This is a genomic window from Geobacter sp. AOG2 (assembly GCF_019972295.1).
In the GTDB taxonomy this organism is placed as follows: domain Bacteria; phylum Desulfobacterota; class Desulfuromonadia; order Geobacterales; family Pseudopelobacteraceae; genus Oryzomonas.
The window spans coordinates 864,688-882,979 of the sequence record NZ_BLJA01000001.1; the positions used below are offsets into that span (position 1 = coordinate 864,688).

General features: G+C 58.3%; 20 protein-coding genes. 9 read left to right on the plus strand and 11 right to left on the minus strand.

Annotated features, from left to right (window positions below):
* Window positions 1-3: 3 nt before the first annotated feature.
* From polA to LDN12_RS03995, 3 genes are all read right to left on the minus strand, one after another.
* The gene (gene polA, locus LDN12_RS03985) at window positions 4-2,769 is read right to left on the minus strand and encodes a DNA polymerase I (protein ID WP_223921393.1); all 2,766 of its coding nucleotides are present in this window, start codon (window positions 2,767-2,769) and stop codon (window positions 4-6) included.
* Window positions 2,766-2,954: a DUF4177 domain-containing protein gene (locus tag LDN12_RS03990; protein ID WP_223921394.1), complete on the minus strand. Its 189-nt coding sequence runs from the start codon at window positions 2,952-2,954 to the stop codon at window positions 2,766-2,768. Before LDN12_RS03990 ends, polA begins: the two co-directional genes overlap by 4 nt.
* A gap of 125 nt (window positions 2,955-3,079) precedes the next feature.
* Window positions 3,080-3,859 carry an IclR family transcriptional regulator gene (locus tag LDN12_RS03995; RefSeq protein ID WP_223921395.1) on the minus strand — a complete coding sequence of 260 codons (780 nt, stop codon included), beginning with the start codon at window positions 3,857-3,859 and terminating at the stop codon, window positions 3,080-3,082.
* 229 nt (window positions 3,860-4,088) lie between these two features.
* Between LDN12_RS03995 and LDN12_RS04000 the strand changes: the two genes are divergently transcribed.
* The 5 genes from LDN12_RS04000 (at window position 4,089) to LDN12_RS04020 (ending at window position 6,728) form a co-directional block, all read left to right on the plus strand.
* Window positions 4,089-4,544, plus strand: coding sequence for a universal stress protein (locus tag LDN12_RS04000; RefSeq protein WP_223921396.1), 456 nt, complete (start codon window positions 4,089-4,091; stop codon window positions 4,542-4,544).
* A gap of 46 nt (window positions 4,545-4,590) precedes the next feature.
* Window positions 4,591-5,385: a polysaccharide deacetylase family protein gene (locus LDN12_RS04005; RefSeq protein ID WP_374045078.1), complete on the plus strand. Its 795-nt coding sequence runs from the start codon at window positions 4,591-4,593 to the stop codon at window positions 5,383-5,385.
* A gap of 166 nt (window positions 5,386-5,551) precedes the next feature.
* Window positions 5,552-5,746: a hypothetical protein gene (locus LDN12_RS04010; protein ID WP_223921398.1), complete on the plus strand. Its 195-nt coding sequence runs from the start codon at window positions 5,552-5,554 to the stop codon at window positions 5,744-5,746.
* Between the two features lie 96 nt (window positions 5,747-5,842).
* Window positions 5,843-6,385 carry a MarR family winged helix-turn-helix transcriptional regulator gene (locus tag LDN12_RS04015; RefSeq protein ID WP_223921399.1) on the plus strand — a complete coding sequence of 181 codons (543 nt, stop codon included), beginning with the start codon at window positions 5,843-5,845 and terminating at the stop codon, window positions 6,383-6,385.
* A gap of 61 nt (window positions 6,386-6,446) precedes the next feature.
* Complete coding sequence (locus LDN12_RS04020; protein WP_223921400.1) at window positions 6,447-6,728, plus strand: PilZ domain-containing protein; 282 nt, start codon at window positions 6,447-6,449, stop codon at window positions 6,726-6,728.
* Between the two features lie 85 nt (window positions 6,729-6,813).
* Here LDN12_RS04020 and proC read toward each other — a convergent pair whose 3' ends face one another.
* The 7 genes from proC to LDN12_RS04055 all read right to left on the minus strand — a co-directional run bounded on the left by proC (window position 6,814) and on the right by LDN12_RS04055 (window position 12,545).
* Window positions 6,814-7,626: a pyrroline-5-carboxylate reductase gene (gene proC / locus LDN12_RS04025; RefSeq protein ID WP_223921401.1), complete on the minus strand. Its 813-nt coding sequence runs from the start codon at window positions 7,624-7,626 to the stop codon at window positions 6,814-6,816.
* Window positions 7,627-7,723: 97 nt separating this feature from the next.
* Complete coding sequence (locus tag LDN12_RS04030; protein ID WP_223921402.1) at window positions 7,724-8,107, minus strand: EamA family transporter; 384 nt, start codon at window positions 8,105-8,107, stop codon at window positions 7,724-7,726.
* Window positions 8,100-8,966: a hopanoid biosynthesis-associated protein HpnK gene (gene hpnK / locus LDN12_RS04035; RefSeq protein ID WP_223921403.1), complete on the minus strand. Its 867-nt coding sequence runs from the start codon at window positions 8,964-8,966 to the stop codon at window positions 8,100-8,102. Before hpnK ends, LDN12_RS04030 begins: the two co-directional genes overlap by 8 nt.
* Before the next feature lie 16 nt (window positions 8,967-8,982).
* On the minus strand, window positions 8,983-10,404 hold the full coding sequence (hpnJ, locus tag LDN12_RS04040; RefSeq protein WP_223921404.1) for a hopanoid biosynthesis associated radical SAM protein HpnJ: 1,422 nt from the start codon (window positions 10,402-10,404) through the stop codon (window positions 8,983-8,985).
* Window positions 10,405-10,548: 144 nt separating this feature from the next.
* On the minus strand, window positions 10,549-10,902 hold the full coding sequence (locus tag LDN12_RS04045; RefSeq protein ID WP_223921405.1) for a helix-hairpin-helix domain-containing protein: 354 nt from the start codon (window positions 10,900-10,902) through the stop codon (window positions 10,549-10,551).
* 57 nt (window positions 10,903-10,959) lie between these two features.
* Window positions 10,960-11,811 carry an alpha/beta fold hydrolase gene (locus LDN12_RS04050; protein WP_223921406.1) on the minus strand — a complete coding sequence of 284 codons (852 nt, stop codon included), beginning with the start codon at window positions 11,809-11,811 and terminating at the stop codon, window positions 10,960-10,962.
* Window positions 11,793-12,545 (minus strand): DUF4350 domain-containing protein, encoded by a 753-nt coding sequence (locus LDN12_RS04055; protein WP_223921407.1) that lies wholly within the window; start codon window positions 12,543-12,545, stop codon window positions 11,793-11,795. The genes LDN12_RS04050 and LDN12_RS04055 overlap by 19 nt, the downstream gene beginning before the upstream one ends.
* Before the next feature lie 177 nt (window positions 12,546-12,722).
* Here LDN12_RS04055 and LDN12_RS04060 point away from each other — a divergent pair, with 177 nt between their 5' ends.
* The 4 genes from LDN12_RS04060 to LDN12_RS04075 all read left to right on the plus strand — a co-directional run bounded on the left by LDN12_RS04060 (window position 12,723) and on the right by LDN12_RS04075 (window position 15,567).
* A complete protein-coding gene (locus LDN12_RS04060; RefSeq protein ID WP_223921408.1) occupies window positions 12,723-13,097 on the plus strand; it encodes a hypothetical protein in 375 nt (124 codons plus the stop codon).
* 15 nt (window positions 13,098-13,112) lie between these two features.
* Window positions 13,113-13,883, plus strand: a complete 771-nt coding sequence (locus LDN12_RS04065; protein ID WP_223921409.1) for a DUF3108 domain-containing protein — start codon at window positions 13,113-13,115, stop codon at window positions 13,881-13,883.
* 72 nt (window positions 13,884-13,955) lie between these two features.
* Complete coding sequence (locus LDN12_RS04070) at window positions 13,956-15,077, plus strand: methyl-accepting chemotaxis protein (RefSeq protein ID WP_223921410.1); 1,122 nt, start codon at window positions 13,956-13,958, stop codon at window positions 15,075-15,077.
* Window positions 15,078-15,147: 70 nt separating this feature from the next.
* Entirely contained in the window at window positions 15,148-15,567 is a 420-nt protein-coding gene (locus LDN12_RS04075) for an Rrf2 family transcriptional regulator (protein ID WP_223921411.1), read from the plus strand.
* Between the two features lie 414 nt (window positions 15,568-15,981).
* Here the strand turns inward: LDN12_RS04075 and LDN12_RS04080 are convergent, their stop codons facing one another.
* Window positions 15,982-18,237 carry an Ig-like domain-containing protein gene (locus LDN12_RS04080; protein WP_223921412.1) on the minus strand — a complete coding sequence of 752 codons (2,256 nt, stop codon included), beginning with the start codon at window positions 18,235-18,237 and terminating at the stop codon, window positions 15,982-15,984.
* Between the last annotated feature and the right edge of the window lie 55 nt (window positions 18,238-18,292).

The window sequence follows — 18,292 nt, forward strand, 5'->3', positions numbered from 1 at the left end:
GGATCAGTGCGCCTCGCTCCAGTTCTTCCCGTAGCTGATATCCACCTTGAGCGGCACCTTCAATTCCACGGCGCGGGACATCTCCTCCTCCACCAACAACTCCATGGGGAGCAGTTCCTCCTCCGGTATCTCGAAGACCAGTTCGTCGTGCACCTGCATGGTCAGACGGCTTTTCAGTCCCTCAGCCCGTATCCGTGCGTCCACCCGGATCATGGCGCTCTTGATGATGTCTGCCGCCGAGCCCTGGATGGGGTAGTTGATGGCGTTGCGCTGGGCAAAGGCCCGCACGTTGCCGTTCGTGCTCTGGATGTCGGGTATGGGGAGCCGCCTGCCCAGGATGGTGGTGACGTATCCTGTCTCTTCCGCCTGGCGGATACAGGAATCCAGGAAGCCGACCGCGCCGCTGTGGCGTTCCTTGTAGGCGGCGATGAACTCCTCGGCGGTCTTGCGGGCGATGCCCAACTGCTTTGCCAGGCTAAAGGCCCCCTGGCCGTAGATGATGCCGAAATTGATGGTCTTGGCCTGGCGGCGCATCTCGCTGGTGACCATCTCGGGGAACAGGCCGAAGACCTCTGCCGCGGTGCGGGTGTGGATGTCCTCGTCGTGGGCGAAGGCGTGGCAGAATACCTGGTCGCCGGAGAGGTGGGCCAGCACGCGCAGCTCGATCTGGGAGTAGTCGGCCGAGAGGATGACATGCCCCGGCGGGGCGATGAAGGCGTGGCGGATACGGCGCCCCTCGTCGGTGCGGACCGGGATGTTCTGCAGATTGGGATCTGAGGACGAGAGCCGCCCGGTGGCGGTGACGGTCTGGTTGTAGGAGGTGTGCACCCGGCCGGTTTTGGGGCAGACCAGGCGCGCCAGGGCGTCGCTGTAGGTTGACTTGAGTTTGGTAAGTCCGCGGTAATCCACGATCAGCCGGGCGACCTCGTGTTCCTCGGCCAGAGCGCTCAAAACCTCGTTGTCCGTGGACCAGCCGGTCTTTCCCTTGGTTTTCTTGCCGGTCTTCAGCCCCATGCGCTCGAAGAGCACCTCGCCCAACTGTTTGGGGGAATTGAGGTTGAAGGGGGCGCCGGCAACGGCGAATATCTGCACCTCCAACTCTGCCAGGCGGGTTGAAAAGTCCTCGGAAAGCTCCTTCAGCATGGTCCTGTCCAGTAATACCCCGTAATTTTCCATGTCGGCCAGGATCGTGACCAGCGGCATCTCTATGGTGCGGAAAAGCCGCTCAAGGCCGGTTTCGGCCAGTTGCGGTCCGAATTTGCGCCGCAGGAGCCAGGTGGCGTCGGCGTCCTCGCAGGCATAGCGGGAGGCGGCCTCCACCTCAACCTGGGAAAAGTTCTTCTGCCCCTTGCCGGTTCCGGTCACCTCGCTGTAACTGATCATGCGGTGGTTGAGGTGCTCCTGGGCCAAGGCGTCCAGGCCGTGCCCGCTCCGGGCCGGGTTGAGCACATAGGAGGCCAGCATGGTGTCGAACCAGGCCCCTGCGACCGTGATGCCGCTGTTGGCCAGCACCTGCATGTCGAACTTGATATTCTGTCCGACCTTGTGCAGTTCCGGATTCAGGAACAAAGGGCGCAGGCGTTCCAATACCTGGTCCCGCGGGAGTTGGTTGGGGGCTAAGGGGGGGGCGTCCTCACCCTTGCCCCTGGTGTGATGGTGGGACGCGAACAACGAGCCTTCATCTGCGGGAGGCGCCTGGGAGGGGGGGGAGGTTACGTGCCCCACCGGTATATAGCAGGCCTCGTGATCGCTGTAGGAGAACGACAGGCCGACGATCTCGGCCAAGCGCGGGTCGAGGCTGGTGGTCTCCAGGTCAAAGGCGAATTCTCCGGCCTGTTCCAGGGCTGCGGCCAACGCCTCCAGATCCCGGGCCGTGGTGACGGTGCGGTAGCTCTCGGTGGAGAGGGTGGCGTGGCCGGTCAACTCCTTGATCAGGGTGGTGAAACCGTATTGTTTGAAAAAAGCGTTCAGGGTCGGGGTATCCGGTTCCCGGGCGGCCAGTTCGTCCAGGTCGATCTCCAGGGGGACGTTGCGCTCTATGGTGGCCAGCTTGCGCGACAGGAGCGCCTGGTCGCGGAATTCCCGCAGCTTTTCGCCGTTTTTTCCCTTGACCTCGCCGGCCCGCTCCAAAAGCCCGTCCAGCGAACCGAACTCCTGGACCAACTTGATGGCGGTTTTCTCCCCGATGCCCGGTACGCCGGGGATATTGTCCGAGCTGTCGCCGGCCAGGCCGAGGATATCCGGGACCAGGTCGGGGCCGACGCCGAAGCGTTCGTTCACCTCAGCCAGGCCCGACCGCTTGTCCTTCATCGTATCCAGTAGGGTAACGTTTTCCGTCACTATCTGCATCAGGTCCTTGTCGCCGGTCACTACCACGACCCGGCCGCCCAGAGCGCTGTAACGGGCGGCCAGGGCGCCGATGATGTCGTCCGCCTCGAACCCTTCCAACTCCAGGGCCGGGATATTGAAGGCGCGCACCACTTCGCGGATCGGCCCGACCTGCTGGCGCAGGTCATCCGGCATGGCTGCCCGGTTGGCCTTGTATTCGGGGTAGATCCCGGTGCGGAAGGTTATCCGGCCGGCGTCGAAGACCACCGCCAGGTGTTTGGGATCATGGTCCTTGATCAGCTTGAGCAGCATCTGGATAAAGCCGTAGATGGCGTTAGTGGGATGGCCGCTGGGCGAGGAAAGGTGACGGATGGCGTAGTAGGCCCGGTAGATGTAGGAGGAGCCGTCGACCAGGTAGAGGGTGTCGTCGTGGCTGTTCATGGCACGTCCTTCTCCGCGTGGTCCAGCGTGAACAGCACAAAGGCCATGCTCGGCCGCCGGCTGGATTCGCGCATGGCAAACTGCATGCCGTCGAAGCGCCATCCTTTGGCTGTCCACTCGTTGAGCGTCTCCTCGATGGCTTCCTCGGTGACGGTACCCAGTTCGATCACTTTATAAGTCGGCATGTTCGTACCTCAAAAGGCTTCCCGCGATAACCGGATAGTAGCCAACGGCGGGTATATCTTCAAGCGGAAACGACAAAGGCGGCCTGAAAGCCGCCCTCGTTATGGATATGAGAAGGTTGGTGCCGTTATTGAAAACCAAGTTTGGAGGATATCTCCTTGGCCGCCTTCGTCACCAGGGGGATGAGTTCCTTCTCCAGCCGGTCATCCGTAAAGCGCATGGATGGGCCGGAGATGCTGACCGCGCCGATGATCCGGCGGGTATAGTCGCGGATCGGGGCGCTGACGCACTTGACGCCGACATCGAGTTCCTCGTTGTCGATAGCGTAGCCCTGCTCGGCGATGGCCTTCAACTGCTTCTTGAGGACATCGCGGTCGGTGACGGTATTTTTCGTATAGCGCTTCAGCTCTTTGGTCGGGAGATAGTTTTCCAGCTCTTCATCGCTCATATGGGCGATCTGAACCTTGCCGGCGGCGGTGCAGTAGGCCGGCAACCGTGAACCGACCCGGGGCACCACGCGCACGGTCATGTCGGTCTCCACGGCATCGAGATAGATGATGTTGAAATCCTTGAGGATAGCCACGTAGGTTGTTTCGTTGCAGTCCTTGACCAGCGATTCCAGAACCGGTTTCGACTGGCGCAGAAGGCCCATCTGGCGGATGAAGGTTTGTCCGAGTTCAAGGGTCTTGAGGCCGAGGCGATAGTTCTCGGTCACCCGGTTCTGCTCGATGTAGCCCCGTGACTCCAGTGTCGCAAGAAGCCTGAAGACGTTGTTTTTGTGAAGCTTCAGCCGCTTGCTGAGTTCGGTGACCCCCAGTTCGTCCGTTTCCCCGTGAAATTGTTCCAAGAGGTCCAAGGCGTGGGAGACGGCCTGAATGAGGTACTCTGATTTTTCTTTCTTTGCCATGGTCGGTACCCTGTGTTGTCAGATATAATGAAAAATATGGGGATTAAGATTGTGAAATTTAATGAAAAATCATAACATCTTCAAAAAATGGCGCAAAAACGACAGATCGCCATAAATGTAGAATAATGTTTTATAATTGTCAAGTCATAAAAATTGCATTATATTCCTATTTAAGGGATTAAAGTGGTCTTGTAACAAAGTGTTATGAATAGAACATGGCGGGGGTTGTATGCTGAATCTGAGAAAAAAGATACTCGTCGCCATCGACGGTTCACCACAATCGGATAAGGCTGCCGAAGAGGCCGTCAGGCTTGCCGCCGGCAACAAAAGTCAGTTCAAGAGCCAGGTATACGCCATGCTGGTCCTGCCCAACTCGCCGACTGCGACGTACACCGATTTCGTGCCCTCGGCCCCGGTTACCGAGACGGAACAGTGGGACGATCTGCGCCGCCGCATATTCTATGTAGTCGAAAAATGCGCCTCCGAGCACGATATCCCCCTGGAGATGATTGTCGAATACGGTGAACCCGCCGAGAAGTTGATTGAATTTGCCAAGCGCGAACACATCGATGTAATCGCCATCGGCAGCTCCGGTAAAGGTTTTATACAGCGTCGCCTCATGGGAAGCGTTTCTCACCGGGTGGCAAGCAGCGCACCTTGTTCCGTGTATATCGTCAGGGGATGATCCCCCGGAGCGGTAACTCTCTTTCAGAAAGGTTGTGCAGGATATGATGCTGTTGCGTTTCGCATGTTACGTGCTGATAAGCGTGTTCTCCTTGTCGGCCCCTTGTTTCGCTGCCGCCGCCGAAGATTTTCGCGTCCCGATCCTGCTTTATCACCGGTTCGGCCCCACGGTTGCCGATGGCATGACGGTCACGACGCCGGTATTCGAATCACATATGAAATACCTGCACGACAACGGTTATACCGTCATTCCTCTGCGTCGTCTCGTGGATCATTACCGGGGGAAGGTGCCGGCTCCCAAACCAAAATCGGTGGTTATCGTTGCGGACGATGCCCATAAATCCGTGTACAGCGATATGCTGCCGGTCATCCGAAAATATAATTATCCGGTCACGATCTTTGCCTATCCCTCCGCCATCTCCAACGCAAAGTACGCCATGACCTGGGATCAATTGCGGGCTCTGAAAAAAACGGGGCTCTTCGATATCCAGTCCCATACCTATTGGCACCCGAATTTCAAGAAAGAGCGGAAAAAGCTCAGTAATGAGGCCTACGACAAATTCGTGACGACTCAACTGCTGAAGTCGAAGGCCAAACTCGAGTCGGAGCTCGGCGGGAAGGTAGACCTGCTTGCGTGGCCATTCGGCATCTACGATGATTACCTGATCAAAAAGGCCGTCGAGGCCGGCTACGTGGCCAGCTTTACCATTGAACGCCGCCATGCCGCGCCCGGCGACCCGGTCATGAAGATCCCGCGCTATCTGCTGGTGAATTCCGACAGCGGCAGGGCGTTTGTCCGGCTTTTGGAAGGGAATGCCGTCAAACGGAATGTCGTGTACTAGTGTCGTGCGGTTAGTTCGCCGTGGCCATTCCGAGGGACGTTAGTCCCTGGCAAGGCGGGGCGAGGTTGGCGGAGCCGGGCTATGCCGGGGGGTTGTAACGCAGCCAGGGGCCAAAGGGACCGGAAATGACAGGGCATGAATTAACCGCACGGGACACGAGTCGCCCATGACCCAGGAAGAAGAAAAAAAATATCCCTGTCCCGATTGCACCTACTGCCAGTGGTGCTCGGACGACCGCTGCCGGTTGTGCCGCAACAGGGATGCCTGCCGGCGCCGTAAATTGTCCCTTGCCGAGCAAATCGCCTTGTATGAAGCACTCAACAGGCCTGCCGGCGATCCTGAGCCGAACGATAAGGATTGATTCTTCGCGTACCGTCATGCTTCCCGGCTGCCGTTGCCCGTAGCGCGGCGTACCCCGTCACATTCGAGGGACGGGGCAGTTACCATCGATGCCGGCATGAACGACGAACTGCCGCGCAAAAGGAGCCTTATGCAGCCGATCCCCACTTTAGTCGCGGAAATTATCGACAATCTGCGGCGCGTATTTCAGGTCGTTAACGAGCAATCCAAAAGGGTCGAGCGGGAAACCGGGCTGACAGGGCCGCAGTTGTGGGCTATCAAAATGATTGCCGAAAATGCGCCGATCAAGATATCGGATTTGGCCCACAGGATGTATCTGCATCCGGCCACGATTGTCGGGATAGTCGACCGGCTTGAAAAACGGGGGCTCGTGGAGAGGGAGCGGTGCAGCAAGGATCGGCGGGTGGTCCATGTCGCGTTGACGGATGCGGGCAAGCAGGTCGTGGCGACCTCGCCGGAGGTGGCCCAGGGGCTTCTCGTCAAGGGTTTGGAAGTTCTGCCTGATTCGGAATTGCGCACGATTGCGGGTGGTTTCGAACGGATGGTTAAAATATTGGGGGCGCAGGAGATTCCCCCCCGTCTGATCTTGTCTCCAGAGATCAATCTTCCCAAAAAACGGTCTGCGGCCGGGCAAAACTAAGATTACTCCGAAAGGGGCCGCCACCAGATCATTCCGACGGGGCGGCTGTACGGGATGGGCGATGGAGGACAAACGCATTTGTGAGCGGATTGAGGCCCCTCTGGATATAAAGGTCACCTGGCCCGCTACGCAACAGATCAAGCCGGCCACCACCAGGGACTTCAGCGACAGTGGGGCCTTTGTGCTCGTGTCCTTCGACCCCCCTCCGCCGGTTGATGCCGAGATGCATCTGCAACTCAACGGGTCGGTGTTGGGTAAAGAGCCGCCGCTACTCAAGGCACGGGTGGTGCGGGTCACGGATGAAGGCATGGCTTTCAGGTTTGTGCGCGAGGGATCGGAATAGGTGATGTGAAACGGGGATACGTTAATGGACCGAAAACACGAGACGGGCGGCTTGGTAGCCGCCCGTTTGACGTTTGACGGTGGGCTTATTTCCCGGAGAGTTCCTTTGAACGTTGGCAGGCGCTGTCCACGGCATCCATGAGCAGGCCTCGGAAACGGCCGTTTTCCAGCGTATGCAAGGCTGTGATGGTGGTCCCGCCGGGTGATGTCACCTTCTCCCTCAATAATGCCGGATGCTCACCTGTCTCCGCTACCATGCGGGCGGCCCCAAGCACGGTCTGTACCGCCAACTGTGCCGCGATGTCCCGCGGCAGACCGTTTTTCACCCCGGCGTCGGCCAGGGCCTCGATGAAGGTAAAAACATAGGCCGGGCCGCTGCCGGACAGGCCGGTTACCGCATCCATCTGTTTTTCCGGGATGGTGACGACCGTGCCGACCCGGGAGAATATCTCGCGGGCAATTTCCAGATCCTGCTGCGTGGCCTTCCTGCCGGCACAGACAGCCGTGGCCGCTCCCTGGATCAGGGCCGGTGTATTGGGCATTACCCGTATGACCCGCGCACCGCTGGCAAATGTTTTTTCGATGAAATCGGTAGAGATGCCGGCCATGATGGATATGACCAGTTGGTCCGCCGAAATGGCCGGTTCGAGTCCCGTCAGCACGCTGGCCGCCACCTGGGGTTTTATCGCCAGGATGATGATGTCGGCACGGCGGACTATGTCGGAATTATCTTCGTGAAGTTCCACGCCGTACTCGCCGGCAAGAAAATCCCTGCGGCTGGAAACCGGTTCCGCCACCAGGATGGATGTGGTCGAAAGGCCGCCGGCCAGGAGCCCCTTGATGATCGCCTCGGCCATGTTGCCGCCGCCGATGAAGCCGATTGTTTTTCCGTCGAGCATGGATCTCTCCTTTTGTAGGCTGTGCTTTCTACGCAGCGCGCCGGTGGTCAACGTCCCGTGCGGTGGAAGTAGTGCCCACGGCTAACTGGGCAGCACTCTACTGCGCCCCGCCGCTTTTCGTAATCATCATCACTCCCACGCAGACCAGCAGGGTGCCGGCCCACCGCAGGGGAGTCACGGTTTCATGCAGAAAGTACTGGGAGAGGAACGCCACCAGCACGTAGTTGAGGGCCTGCATGGGGAGCGCCACCGACAGGTCCTCCCAGGAAAGGACTGCCAGCCAGAGAAAGAAAAAAATGGCCAGCATGGCGGTGCCCATGATGAGCTTGGGCGTGGTCAGCGCTCTGAAAGCGGCATCCATGATACCCCGCAGGTTCATGGCCGAGATGTCTCCCATTTCCTTCATCCCCTTGGCCAGCAGGATGTCGCCCACGGTTCCGGCGCTTACCGCCATGAACATGATGATCACGGTCTTAAACATACTGTTTTACGTCTCCCCGATAATTGGTCAATTCGATTGCTAAAGCAGCCAGTTTCCGCCTGACCTGCGGGCTGGTGATGGCGGCCAGTTCGTCTTCATGGCGGTAATCCGGCATACGGCGGGTGATCTCGCTGTCCGGCAGGCAGCCGGGATGAAAGTATATCTCCGTCAGTCCCTCGTTCAGTCCGTCCAGGATGTTGAGGATGTACTCCTCGTTCATCCGCCCCGAGTTGAGGACCCCCTTGACCTCGCAGGCATGGCGGATGCCCATTCGTTGCAGTCCCGAGCAGGCATGGGAGGAGAGTGCGCCGAAAATGAGCCGTTCCAAAGTCTTTCCCGCGACACGTTCACGGTTGAAGGTCAGGTTGTGCAGGAGGCGCTCCCGCGAGAGGCGGAAGCTGGCGATGCCGTAGCGGGGCATCAACTCTCCGAGGATCGAGAAGACCGTGGGGTGCAGGTGGATGTTGAGGTGACCGTCGATGTGCGTCACGGGGATGCCGGCGTCCTTCACCCGTTTGATCTGGGCTTCGATCTCCCGCTGCAACGGTTTGTACAACCCTTTGTCGAAAAAGTACCGCATGCCGGCGGCCACAGGGTTATCCCTGAAGTTGCCCGCTGCATCCACCAGGCCGGGGATATCTTCCGGGGGCAGCACGGCCGATCCCTGGACCAGGGTCAGGTGCAGGCCGACCTGGAGATCCGGATTACGGCGGGCGATCCCCACTGCTTCGTCGAAAGCCGCTGCTCCCGGCATGATCGAAGCACAGGTCAGGATGCCGTCACGCCAGGCCTTTTCCACGGCAGCATTGACTCCGGGGGAAAGGCCGAAGTCGTCGGAGGTTATGATAAGCTGTTTCATACCGGTGCGCTCTGCTTCAGGACGCCGCCTGCTTGCGTTTGCGCATGTAGTCAAGGTACTGCTTGCCTTCCTTGAGCAGTTTTTTACGTTCCTCGCCGTTGACGATCATCTTGCCGATGCTGCGCAGGATGTATTTGGGGCGAAAGTAGAACTTGTTGTAGAACTCCTCCACCGAGTTGAAAATCTCGGCGTTGGAGAGGTGCGGGTAGTTGATCACGCATTTCTGGTGGCCGGTATCGTCGATGAAGGCGTCCGAGGCGATCCAGCCCTGCTCCTTGCACAGGTCGTAGAACTCGGTGCCGGGGTAGGGGGAGGCCAGCGAGGCCTGAATGGAGTTGAGGTCCAGCATCTTGGCATACTCGATGGTCTCTTGGATGGTTTCCCTGGTTTCGCCCGGCAAGCCCATTATGAAGGCACCGTGGATCGAGAGTCCCAGCTTCTTGCAGTCTTTGGTGAACTGGATCGCCTGTTCCTTGGTGACCCCCTTTTTGATGTTCTTGAGGATCTGCTCGTTGCCGCTCTCGTAGCCCACCACCACGTGGCGCAGGCCTGCTTCGCGCATGACTTTCAAGGTTTCGTAGTCGCAGTTGGCGCGGGCATTGATGGTCCAGGAGATGCCCAGCGGCTTGATCAGCTCGGCCACTGCGCGGGCATGTTTCTTGTCCGCGGAAAAGGTGTCGTCGTCAAAGGAGAGTTCGCGCATCTCGGGGATGTTGTCCACGATCCACTTGATCTCTTCGTAGACGTTCTGCGGGCTGCGGGTACGCATCTGGCGGCCCGAAAAGGTCTGGGGCCAGAGGCAGTAGATGCAGCGGGCCGGACAGCCGCGGCTGGAGTAGATCGATACATAGGGATTCTTGAAGTGCGGGATGACGTATTCCTTGATCGGCAGATCGCGCTTGTAGACCGGGGCCACGAAGGGGAGTGCGTCCAGATCCGCAATCGGAGCCCGGTCGGGAGTGTGCACGACCGCCCCGTCCTTCAGAAAGCTGATGCCGTCCACCCGTTCCCAATCGCGGCCTTCGCAGAGTTCCTTGGTGGAATAGTCGAATTCTCCGCGACAGACGATATCGATGGCACCTTTGCCGGCCCTGAGCGATTCCTCCGGCAGGATGGTAACGTGCGGTCCGGTCAGGACCGTGAGGATGCCCGGTTTAACCTCCTTGATGCGGCGCGCGGTCTCGATATCGATCGGCAGCGTGGGGGTGGAGGTGTACATCACCACCATGTCGAAATCCCTGGCGATCTTAAGGCAGTCGTCCAGAGTGAATTTCTGTACCGGCGCGTCTACCACGCGGCTGCCTTCGATCATCCCGGCCGGAAAACAGAGCCAGGTGGGATACCAGAATGAGGTCACCTCGCGGGATGCCTGATAGCGGGCTCCGGCACCGCCATCAAAGTCCTCGAAGGTGGGAGGATTCAAAAAGAGTGGTTTCATTTCAACTCCTTACAGCTATTGTAAAATATTAAACTTACAGTTATTCGCCGATTAAGTCAAGGCATACCGTTGCCGTCCGGGCAAAACGGAAAAGGGGTGGCCACAGCGGCCACCCCTTTTACCGGAATTGCACCGTTCGTCCGGTTATTTTTTGGGTTGTTTTGCAATGATGCGGTCTTTTACCTTTTCGTAAACCGGAGCGGGCAGGATATTGCGGGACTTGAGCTGTGCCTTGTTGGCATAGGGGCGGCCGACGATGATCTTGGCGGCGTAGGCGTCGCCGATGCCGGGAATGGCCTTCAGTACTGCTTCGCCGGCGCTGTTGATGTCCACCGGCTCCATTTTTGCCGCTGCCGGGGTTTTGGCGGTGGCGGTTTTCGCCTTTGCCGTTTCGGCGGCAGGCTTGGCAGGGGCCTTGGTATCGGCGCCAAAGGAGAGGCCGACGGCCAGCAACAACGAAACAGCGGTCAAGGCTGCCTTGAACAGACTCTTCTTCATGGGAAACCTCCATTAGTTGATAGCGTGTGGTCTATTTAACAGCTCCCGCCCGGGCTGTCAACCGGTCTCTCCGGCCAGGAACGGCCGGATCAGGTCAAAAGTCTCCTTCGGGAGTTCCTCATGGGGATTATGTCCGCAGTCGGCGAGGATCGCGAGCCGGGAACCGCCTATCTCCTCGTGCAACTTCCGGGCTTGCCACAACTTGACGATCCGGTCGTGCTCCCCCCACAGGATGAGGACCGGTATGGCAAGGCCGCAGTAGCGGCACGTCATCCGCTCCGCATCAGCCGGTATCATCTGCCGCACCGTTTCGGCCAGAGCACGGGCCGCTGCAACTCCCCGGTAACCGGCGGCGTAGCGCTCAATAAGCCGCTCCGTAATCCGCTCCTGCCGGTAAAAGACCGATTCCAATCCCTTGCGGGCAATCCGGCGGGGGGAGAGAAGCGCCATGAACAGCGGGCCGATGAACGGGATACGCAGAATGCGCATGAAACGGGGGATATTCTGGGGGAAGCCGGGGGCATCGATCAGGATCAGGCGGGAGATCTGCGGACATTCCAGGGCGGCACACATCCCCACCAGCCCGCCGAAGGAGTGCCCTACCAAACTCACGTCGTTTTGGCCGAGGGAACGGATGTAAGCGCTCACAATGTGGGCGTTGTGCAGGGTTGAATAATCGCCCCGGCATTGTTTCACGGAATTGCCGTGCCCCTTCAGGTCCATCAGGTGCAGGGTGTACTCGTTGGCCGGAAAAAACGGCACGAGGTCCTCCCAGGTGTGCCGTGACGCGGCAAAACCGTGCAGAAACAGGATATGACGCCGGCCGCTTCCGGTTACGCGGTAATGGATTCTGTCTTCGGAGGAGAAACGGAAATATCCTGCTTCTGTTTCTAGTGCTTGGTCAGCCATGTTCCCAGGTTGGTTGCCAGCTTCCGGTTGTTGTCGTCAAGAAAGCGGTTCTGGAAGATGGCGTCATCGCCGAAGACGACGAAGCCGCCTTTTCCCATGGTTCCCGCGACAACCACTGCGAGGGCGCCCACGGCATCCCCCTTGGAGAGGACCTTGTCGCCATTCAGGTCGACCCACGCCTCGGGCGAGGTGCGGGCAAGGGCGCTGGATGATGTGCCGGGCCTGAGGGCCCAGACGCCATAGGCCGAGAAGCTTTTGATCCCCGAGAAGAGCGGGCTGGCGGAAAGGTCGGTGACCTGGAAGTTAAGGTCTTTGTCGATAACGTTCTTGCGTTCGTGCAGGATCGAATTGGAATAGTCGACGTCCAGGAGGGTCAGCAGGCTGCTCAGGGGAGAGGCTATGTGCAGCATGACGGCCAGCCTGCCGCCGTTTTGCATAAAGCGGGCAACCGCCTCGACCTCCGCAGGTTGGAGCGGTTTGAAGGCACCGGAGATAACCAGGCCGGAGGCGCCTTTCAGTGTATCGTCGCTCAGTGGGTCCGCGGTGGGAGTGATGGTGATCTTCGAGGCCCGCAAGGTATCCGCCAGCTTTGAAAGCTGAAGTTCGCCGGTGTCGTTGACGGTAAAACGCTGGCCATGGCCCTGGTCGAAAACGACGATGGGGTTGGTTTCTGCGGCGAACGACAGGGAAGAAGCCAGGATCATTGCAGATATGGCATAAAGAAGTGCGGACATTTTTTTCACCATCGGGAGCTCCCTTCGTAAAACAAGACTTTGTTGGTCTTTTATAGGCTCGGGCCGATTATTTTGCAAGATTTTCTTTTCCTCGCTCCGTCCGGTGTGGTAAGTGACATAAGACGATATTGCCATGGATTTGGTCGGATGGCGAATTTCATGAAAAGGAGAGCAAAGATGAGTGTCAAGAAACCCGAGATCACCTTTAAGTATATTTTCAACTACGGATACAATCCTACCTATGTCAATGGTGCCCAGGGGGGCTTCTCGCCCCGCGGTGAGATGGTGATACACTTTTATCTGGAGCGTCAACCCCTGCCCGAGTCGATCAGCCACGAGATCACCCCCGAAGGCGCCATTGGCCGGGAAAGCGCCGTTGAGCCCGAAGGACTGAACGGCAGTATGGTGCGCTTTATCGACACCGGCGTGGTGATGAGTTATGAAAACGCCCGCGTTTTTCACGCCTGGCTGGGGGACAAGCTGCGGGAAATGGAGGAGTTGCACAAGCTGCGCAGCGCGTTTGAGAGCACACCCGCCGGCGGTCAGGCCTGAAAGTGAGGTTGGGTAATGAATAAACCGGGTAGTATCGTTTTCCTGGCCATCGTGTCGGTGCTCTGTGCGGGACTGGTTGCGACGCCGCGCGGCGCATCGGCCTTTCCGATGCCGGAACGGCTGGAATTCGAGATATCCTACACCGGCATCCCGGCCGGGCGGGCGGTACAGGAGGTGTCCCTCGAAGGCAACGAGGTGCATATCGTCTCCACGGCCAAATCCGCCGATTGGCTGAGGGTTTTTTTTCCGGTGGAGGACCGCATCGAATCGGTGCTAGTCTCGGGTGCGCCGCCTCTCTATATCGGAGTGCCCCGGCTGTACCGGGAACGTATCCGCGAGGGATGGACCCGTTTTCAGAAGGATGCGGTCTTTGATCGCCAGAAGCTGGAGGTCCGCACCAGGGACCTGTTGAAAAACAGTGAAACAACCAGGAGCATCACCAGGCGGACCTACGATACCCTGTCCAGTTTCTTTTATTTCCGCTCCATCCCGCTCCAGGTCGGTACTTCGTATTTTATCGACATATTCGACTGTAAGAAGCTCTGGAACACCGAAGTGCAGGTACTGCGGCGGGAGGTGATCGAAACCCCCCTGGGACGGTTCAGGACCGTTGTGATCAAACCGCTGCTCAAATCCGAGGGGATCTTTGCCCGCACCGGCGACATGTATATCTGGCTGACGGACGATGACCGCCGCATACCGGTGCTGATGAAGTCCAAGGTCAAGATAGGCAGCATCACGGCAACCCTGGTGGGCGGAAACTACTGGCCGAACAAGAAACAGTGAAGAAGGAAATCGGATTTATCGGCGTTGTCGATTTGGGCAATCCTCAACTTTTACCGTAAGGAGGCTGCGGCCATGGGTATATTCGGAGGCACGAACAAGCGTGAGATCGAGGCAAAGGATGCCGAAATCCACCGATTGGAACAGATGCTGGACAACGTGGACAATATTGTCATGCTCTGCGATACAACGACCGACAACAAGATATTCTATATGAACAGACAGGCCAAGGAGTTGCTCGGCCGGCATCGCGGCGAACTGAACGCCGGTTTAAGCGGAGCCGACGTGGGCAATGCCTTCGGCAACACTATTCATCAGTACCACAAGGACCCGGCCCGCATCCGTCGCATGTTCGGCAATCCCCGGACGGATCTGCCCCATACCGCCGAAATACCCATCGGCGCCGTGACCCTGCGTACAACGGCTTATCCGGTGTGGGACAGCCAGGATTCCTCCAGGGTCTTGTGCTATATGGCCTGTTGGAGTGATATAACGGCGGAAAAAGCGGTGGTGGAACATCAGCGCATGGAGATCGAGCGCAAAAACTATCTGGAGACCAGGGTCGAACAGATTGCCACGGCCATGGAAGAGATGAGCATGACCGTCAATGAGGTTGCCCGCAACACCACCAATGCATCGGATTCGGCCGCCACTGTTGCCGCAAACGCCTACGATGGGCAGAAAATCGTCAACCAGGCCGTCAGGGAGATGCAGAAGGTGGCCGAGATCGTCCGCAGTTCGGCCGTTATCGTCGGCGACCTGGGAACGAAATCGGAGAAGATCAGCGAGTTTGTCACCGTGATCAACGAAATCGCCGAACAGACCAACCTGCTGGCCCTCAACGCAGCCATCGAAGCGGCCCGTGCCGGCGAGCAGGGCCGTGGGTTCGCCGTTGTCGCCGACGAGGTCCGCCGCCTGGCGGACCGCACCATGGCGTCCACCAAGAAGATCGGGGCCATGGTTGCGGAGATCCAGACCGGCGCGGCCGAAGCAGTGAAATCCATAGAAAAGGGAAAAAATGAGGCGGAAGGCAGCGAGCGACTCTCCAAGCATGTGGAGGAGTCCCTGAACGGGATCGTCATTTCCATCGATCAGATCAAGGACGTGATCTCCCAGATCGCCACCGCATCGGAAGAACAGGCCGCCACGGCGACGGTCATTGCCGGCAATCTGGAGGAAATCTCCCACAGGGGCTGATGCCGCCCCTTGGCCCTGGCCGGAGAAGATAAAGCTTGTTTTTTTATTCTGTTTCTAATATAGTAACAATATGTCGAACAACACACAATTCTCCATAGCGGTGCATATCATGACCGGGCTTGGCTACAAGGATGGTGCCGATATGACCTCCAGCAGTCTGGCGAAGAGCGTCAATACGTGCCCCAGTTTTGTTCGGCGGGTTCTTTCGAAATTGTCCAAGGCGGGGTTGGTTCATACGACGATCGGCAAGGCAGGCGCCTGTACGCTGGCAAAAAAGGCAAGCGAGATTTCACTGTTTGATATCTATGAGGCGGTGGATGCGCCGAAGGCCTTTGCAATCCACGGCTATGACGTTCAAAAACCGTGTCCCGTGAGCTGCAATATCAAAACGGCCCTTGAAAGGGTGTTGGGAAAGACGCAGCTATCGGTTGAGGAGAGTTTGAAACGCATCACCCTTGAAGAGGTTATTTCAGACGTTAAGAAGGTGTGATTTTTTTTGCCATAAATTGTGATGTTAGAGGTAACAATTTATGAAGATTCGCCAGGTTACAGGTTGCTGCTGTGAATCTTTCCCCGCCCGCCGATGGCCGGGCGCAATGGTCGCGGGTGGGGGAACAAACTGGGAATCGGGCTTGCGGGCCTGATTCCCAATCCAAGAGAAAGGAGGAACAGCCATGTTTACCGAACGCTTCAGGATTCGTCCCGTATCCCATTGTAAAGAAGGTTGCATACGTTAGCCTGCCGCTCCTGGCGGCAGGCGCATTCAGGGCCCCCTGCCGGCGAGATCGGCAGGGGGCTTTTTTGCAGGTACAGACAGGGGTTTCTGTCGAAAAGATTTTGGAGATAACGAAGGCGCATCAGGTCCGGGCTGTGCCGTTCCGGAGGACTGCCGGAGCCAGGGGCACTAGGGAACGAGTGAAACATCCCCGGGGCCGCTCCCGACGGATATGGCTGTGGCCGACGTGTTCGTGGTAGTGTCGATGATTGAGACGCTATTACTGCCGCTGTTGGTCACATAGGCCCGACCGGAGGCGGTATTCAGCGCCACGCCCCGGGGGGTTATTCCTACGGAAACAACGGCAATTACCGTATTGGAGGCGGTGTCGATGACGGAGACGCTGTTGCCGCCGCTGTTTACCACATAGGCCCGGCCTGAGGCGGCATTCAGCGCCACGCCCTGGGGCGAGGTCCCCACGGCAACAGCGGTAAGTACCGTGTTGGTGGTGGTGTTGATGACGGAGACGCTATTGCTGACGCTGTTGGTCACATAGGCCCGGCTTGTGGAAGCGTTCACGGCAATCCGCTGGGGAGCGCTTCCGACGGAAACGGTTGAAATCGCCGTGTTGGTGGTGGTGTCGATGACGGAGACGCTATTGCTGCCGCTGTTGGCCACATAGGCCCGGTTGGAGGCGGTATTCAGCGCAATCCCCCGGGGGGCGGTTCCCACGGCAACGGTAGCAACCACGGTATTGTTGCTACTGTCGATAACGGAGATACTATTGCTGCCGTTATTGGTCACATATACCCGATTGGAAGCGGGAGCAACCGCTATCCCGAGGGGGACCGCTCCTACGGAAACGGTGGCGACTACGGTATTGTTGGCGGTGTTGATGACGGAGACGCTATTGCTGCCGCTGTTGGCCACATAGGCCCGGTTGGAGGAAGAGTTTACCGCAATCCCCTGGGGTGCGGCTCCCACGGCAACGGTGGCGACTACGGTATTATTGGCGGTGTCGATGACGGAGACGCTATTGCTGCCGCTGTTGGTCACATAGGCCCGGTTGCTTTGGATGACGGACAGGGGCGTTGACGCCGAGACGGCTCCCATGGTCGCCGTAATGGTGGTGGAGCCGATGGTGTTTGCGGTGGCCAGACCTTTTGAGCCCGAAATGTTGCTGACCGTTGCAACGCCGCTATTGAGCGAAGACCAGGTGACCGAAGCGGTTATGTCCTGTGTGGAGGCATCCGAGAACGTTCCCGTCGCAGAAAGCTGTAGCGTCGAACCAAGCCCCATGGTTGGGTTTGAAGGTGTCACGGCAATGGACGTGAGTGCTTTTACCGTCAAGGTGCTTGAGCCGGAAACACCCAGGGTTGCGCTGATGGTCGCAGAACCTGCCGCAACGGCGGTGGCGCTTCCCCGTGAACCTGCGGCATTGCTGATGGTTGCGACCGCGCTGTTTGACGAACTCCAGGTGACCAACGTCGTCAAATCGTGGACGGAACCGTCCGAAAAGGTCCCCGTAGCCGTAAACTGTTGGGTTGAACCGACTACCGCGCTGGGGCCGGCAGGCGTTACGGTTATGGACAAGGGGCCTTGAACCGCCAGCGAGGTTGTGCCGGAAACAGCGCCAAAGGTTGCGCTGATGGTGGTTGAACCGATTGAAGCGGAAGAAGCCAGCCCTGCCGAGTTGATGGCGGCAACACTCGTATCGGACGAATTCCAGGTAACGAGCGATGTGACATCCTGGATGGCGGCATTCGACAGTGTCCCGCTTGCAGAGAATTGTTGGGTGGTTCCCGCGGCGATGGTCGGGTTTGCAGGCGTAACCGCAATGGATACCACGGTTGCCGAGGTGAGACCGGTGGAACCGGAAATACCGGCAAAGGTCGCGCTGATAGTGCTGCTTCCGGCGGCAACAGCCGTGGCGAGCCCGCTTGCGTTGATCGTGGCCGCAGAGGTATCGGATGAATCCCAGGTTGCCAGGGCGGTCAAATCCTGGGTGGCATTGTTCGATAAAATCCCCGTTGCCCTGAACTGTTTACTCGTGCCGACGATGCTGGTCGAATTTGCCGGTGTCACCGAAATGGACGCCACTGCCGCAGAGGTAAGCGTGGTCGAACCGGAAATGCTTCCCGAGGTGGCGGTAATGGTGGTGGAGCCCAAAGCGACGGCCGTAGCCAGTCCTTTGGTTCCCTGGGTGTCGCCAATGGTGGCAACAGCAGTATCCGATGATTTCCAGGTAACGGAAGCCGTCAGGAGTTGGGCGGTATTGTCGGAATATATCCCCAACGCTGAAAACTGTGCGGTTGTACCGGGGGTAATCGTCCCGTTGGCCGGAGTAACCGTGATTGAAACCAGGGTTGCGGAAGAGGATTTGCCGCCGCCACATCCGGAAAGAGCGAGAATCATCATGAGTGCGACAAAAAAACATTTTGCCATGTTGTCTTCCTTTCATCCGCGCTGGTAGTAGTCCTTACGTGAGGCGGGCGGTGTT

What these genes read in the sequence shown, in the direction of transcription:
- polA (WP_223921393.1), bottom strand. Translation starts at nt 2,769, where the DNA reads ATGAACAGCCACGACGACACCCTCTACCTGGTCGACGGCTCCTCCTAC.
- LDN12_RS03990 (WP_223921394.1), bottom strand. Translation starts at nt 2,954, where the DNA reads ATGCCGACTTATAAAGTGATCGAACTGGGTACCGTCACCGAGGAAGCC.
- LDN12_RS03995 (WP_223921395.1), bottom strand. Translation starts at nt 3,859, where the DNA reads ATGGCAAAGAAAGAAAAATCAGAGTACCTCATTCAGGCCGTCTCCCAC.
- LDN12_RS04000 (WP_223921396.1), top strand. Translation starts at nt 4,089, where the DNA reads ATGCTGAATCTGAGAAAAAAGATACTCGTCGCCATCGACGGTTCACCA.
- LDN12_RS04005 (WP_374045078.1), top strand. Translation starts at nt 4,591, where the DNA reads ATGCTGTTGCGTTTCGCATGTTACGTGCTGATAAGCGTGTTCTCCTTG.
- LDN12_RS04010 (WP_223921398.1), top strand. Translation starts at nt 5,552, where the DNA reads ATGACCCAGGAAGAAGAAAAAAAATATCCCTGTCCCGATTGCACCTAC.
- LDN12_RS04015 (WP_223921399.1), top strand. Translation starts at nt 5,843, where the DNA reads ATGAACGACGAACTGCCGCGCAAAAGGAGCCTTATGCAGCCGATCCCC.
- LDN12_RS04020 (WP_223921400.1), top strand. Translation starts at nt 6,447, where the DNA reads ATGGAGGACAAACGCATTTGTGAGCGGATTGAGGCCCCTCTGGATATA.
- proC (WP_223921401.1), bottom strand. Translation starts at nt 7,626, where the DNA reads ATGCTCGACGGAAAAACAATCGGCTTCATCGGCGGCGGCAACATGGCC.
- LDN12_RS04030 (WP_223921402.1), bottom strand. Translation starts at nt 8,107, where the DNA reads ATGTTTAAGACCGTGATCATCATGTTCATGGCGGTAAGCGCCGGAACC.
- hpnK (WP_223921403.1), bottom strand. Translation starts at nt 8,966, where the DNA reads ATGAAACAGCTTATCATAACCTCCGACGACTTCGGCCTTTCCCCCGGA.
- hpnJ (WP_223921404.1), bottom strand. Translation starts at nt 10,404, where the DNA reads ATGAAACCACTCTTTTTGAATCCTCCCACCTTCGAGGACTTTGATGGC.
- LDN12_RS04045 (WP_223921405.1), bottom strand. Translation starts at nt 10,902, where the DNA reads ATGAAGAAGAGTCTGTTCAAGGCAGCCTTGACCGCTGTTTCGTTGTTG.
- LDN12_RS04050 (WP_223921406.1), bottom strand. Translation starts at nt 11,811, where the DNA reads ATGGCTGACCAAGCACTAGAAACAGAAGCAGGATATTTCCGTTTCTCC.
- LDN12_RS04055 (WP_223921407.1), bottom strand. Translation starts at nt 12,545, where the DNA reads ATGTCCGCACTTCTTTATGCCATATCTGCAATGATCCTGGCTTCTTCC.
- LDN12_RS04060 (WP_223921408.1), top strand. Translation starts at nt 12,723, where the DNA reads ATGAGTGTCAAGAAACCCGAGATCACCTTTAAGTATATTTTCAACTAC.
- LDN12_RS04065 (WP_223921409.1), top strand. Translation starts at nt 13,113, where the DNA reads ATGAATAAACCGGGTAGTATCGTTTTCCTGGCCATCGTGTCGGTGCTC.
- LDN12_RS04070 (WP_223921410.1), top strand. Translation starts at nt 13,956, where the DNA reads ATGGGTATATTCGGAGGCACGAACAAGCGTGAGATCGAGGCAAAGGAT.
- LDN12_RS04075 (WP_223921411.1), top strand. Translation starts at nt 15,148, where the DNA reads ATGTCGAACAACACACAATTCTCCATAGCGGTGCATATCATGACCGGG.
- LDN12_RS04080 (WP_223921412.1), bottom strand. Translation starts at nt 18,237, where the DNA reads ATGGCAAAATGTTTTTTTGTCGCACTCATGATGATTCTCGCTCTTTCC.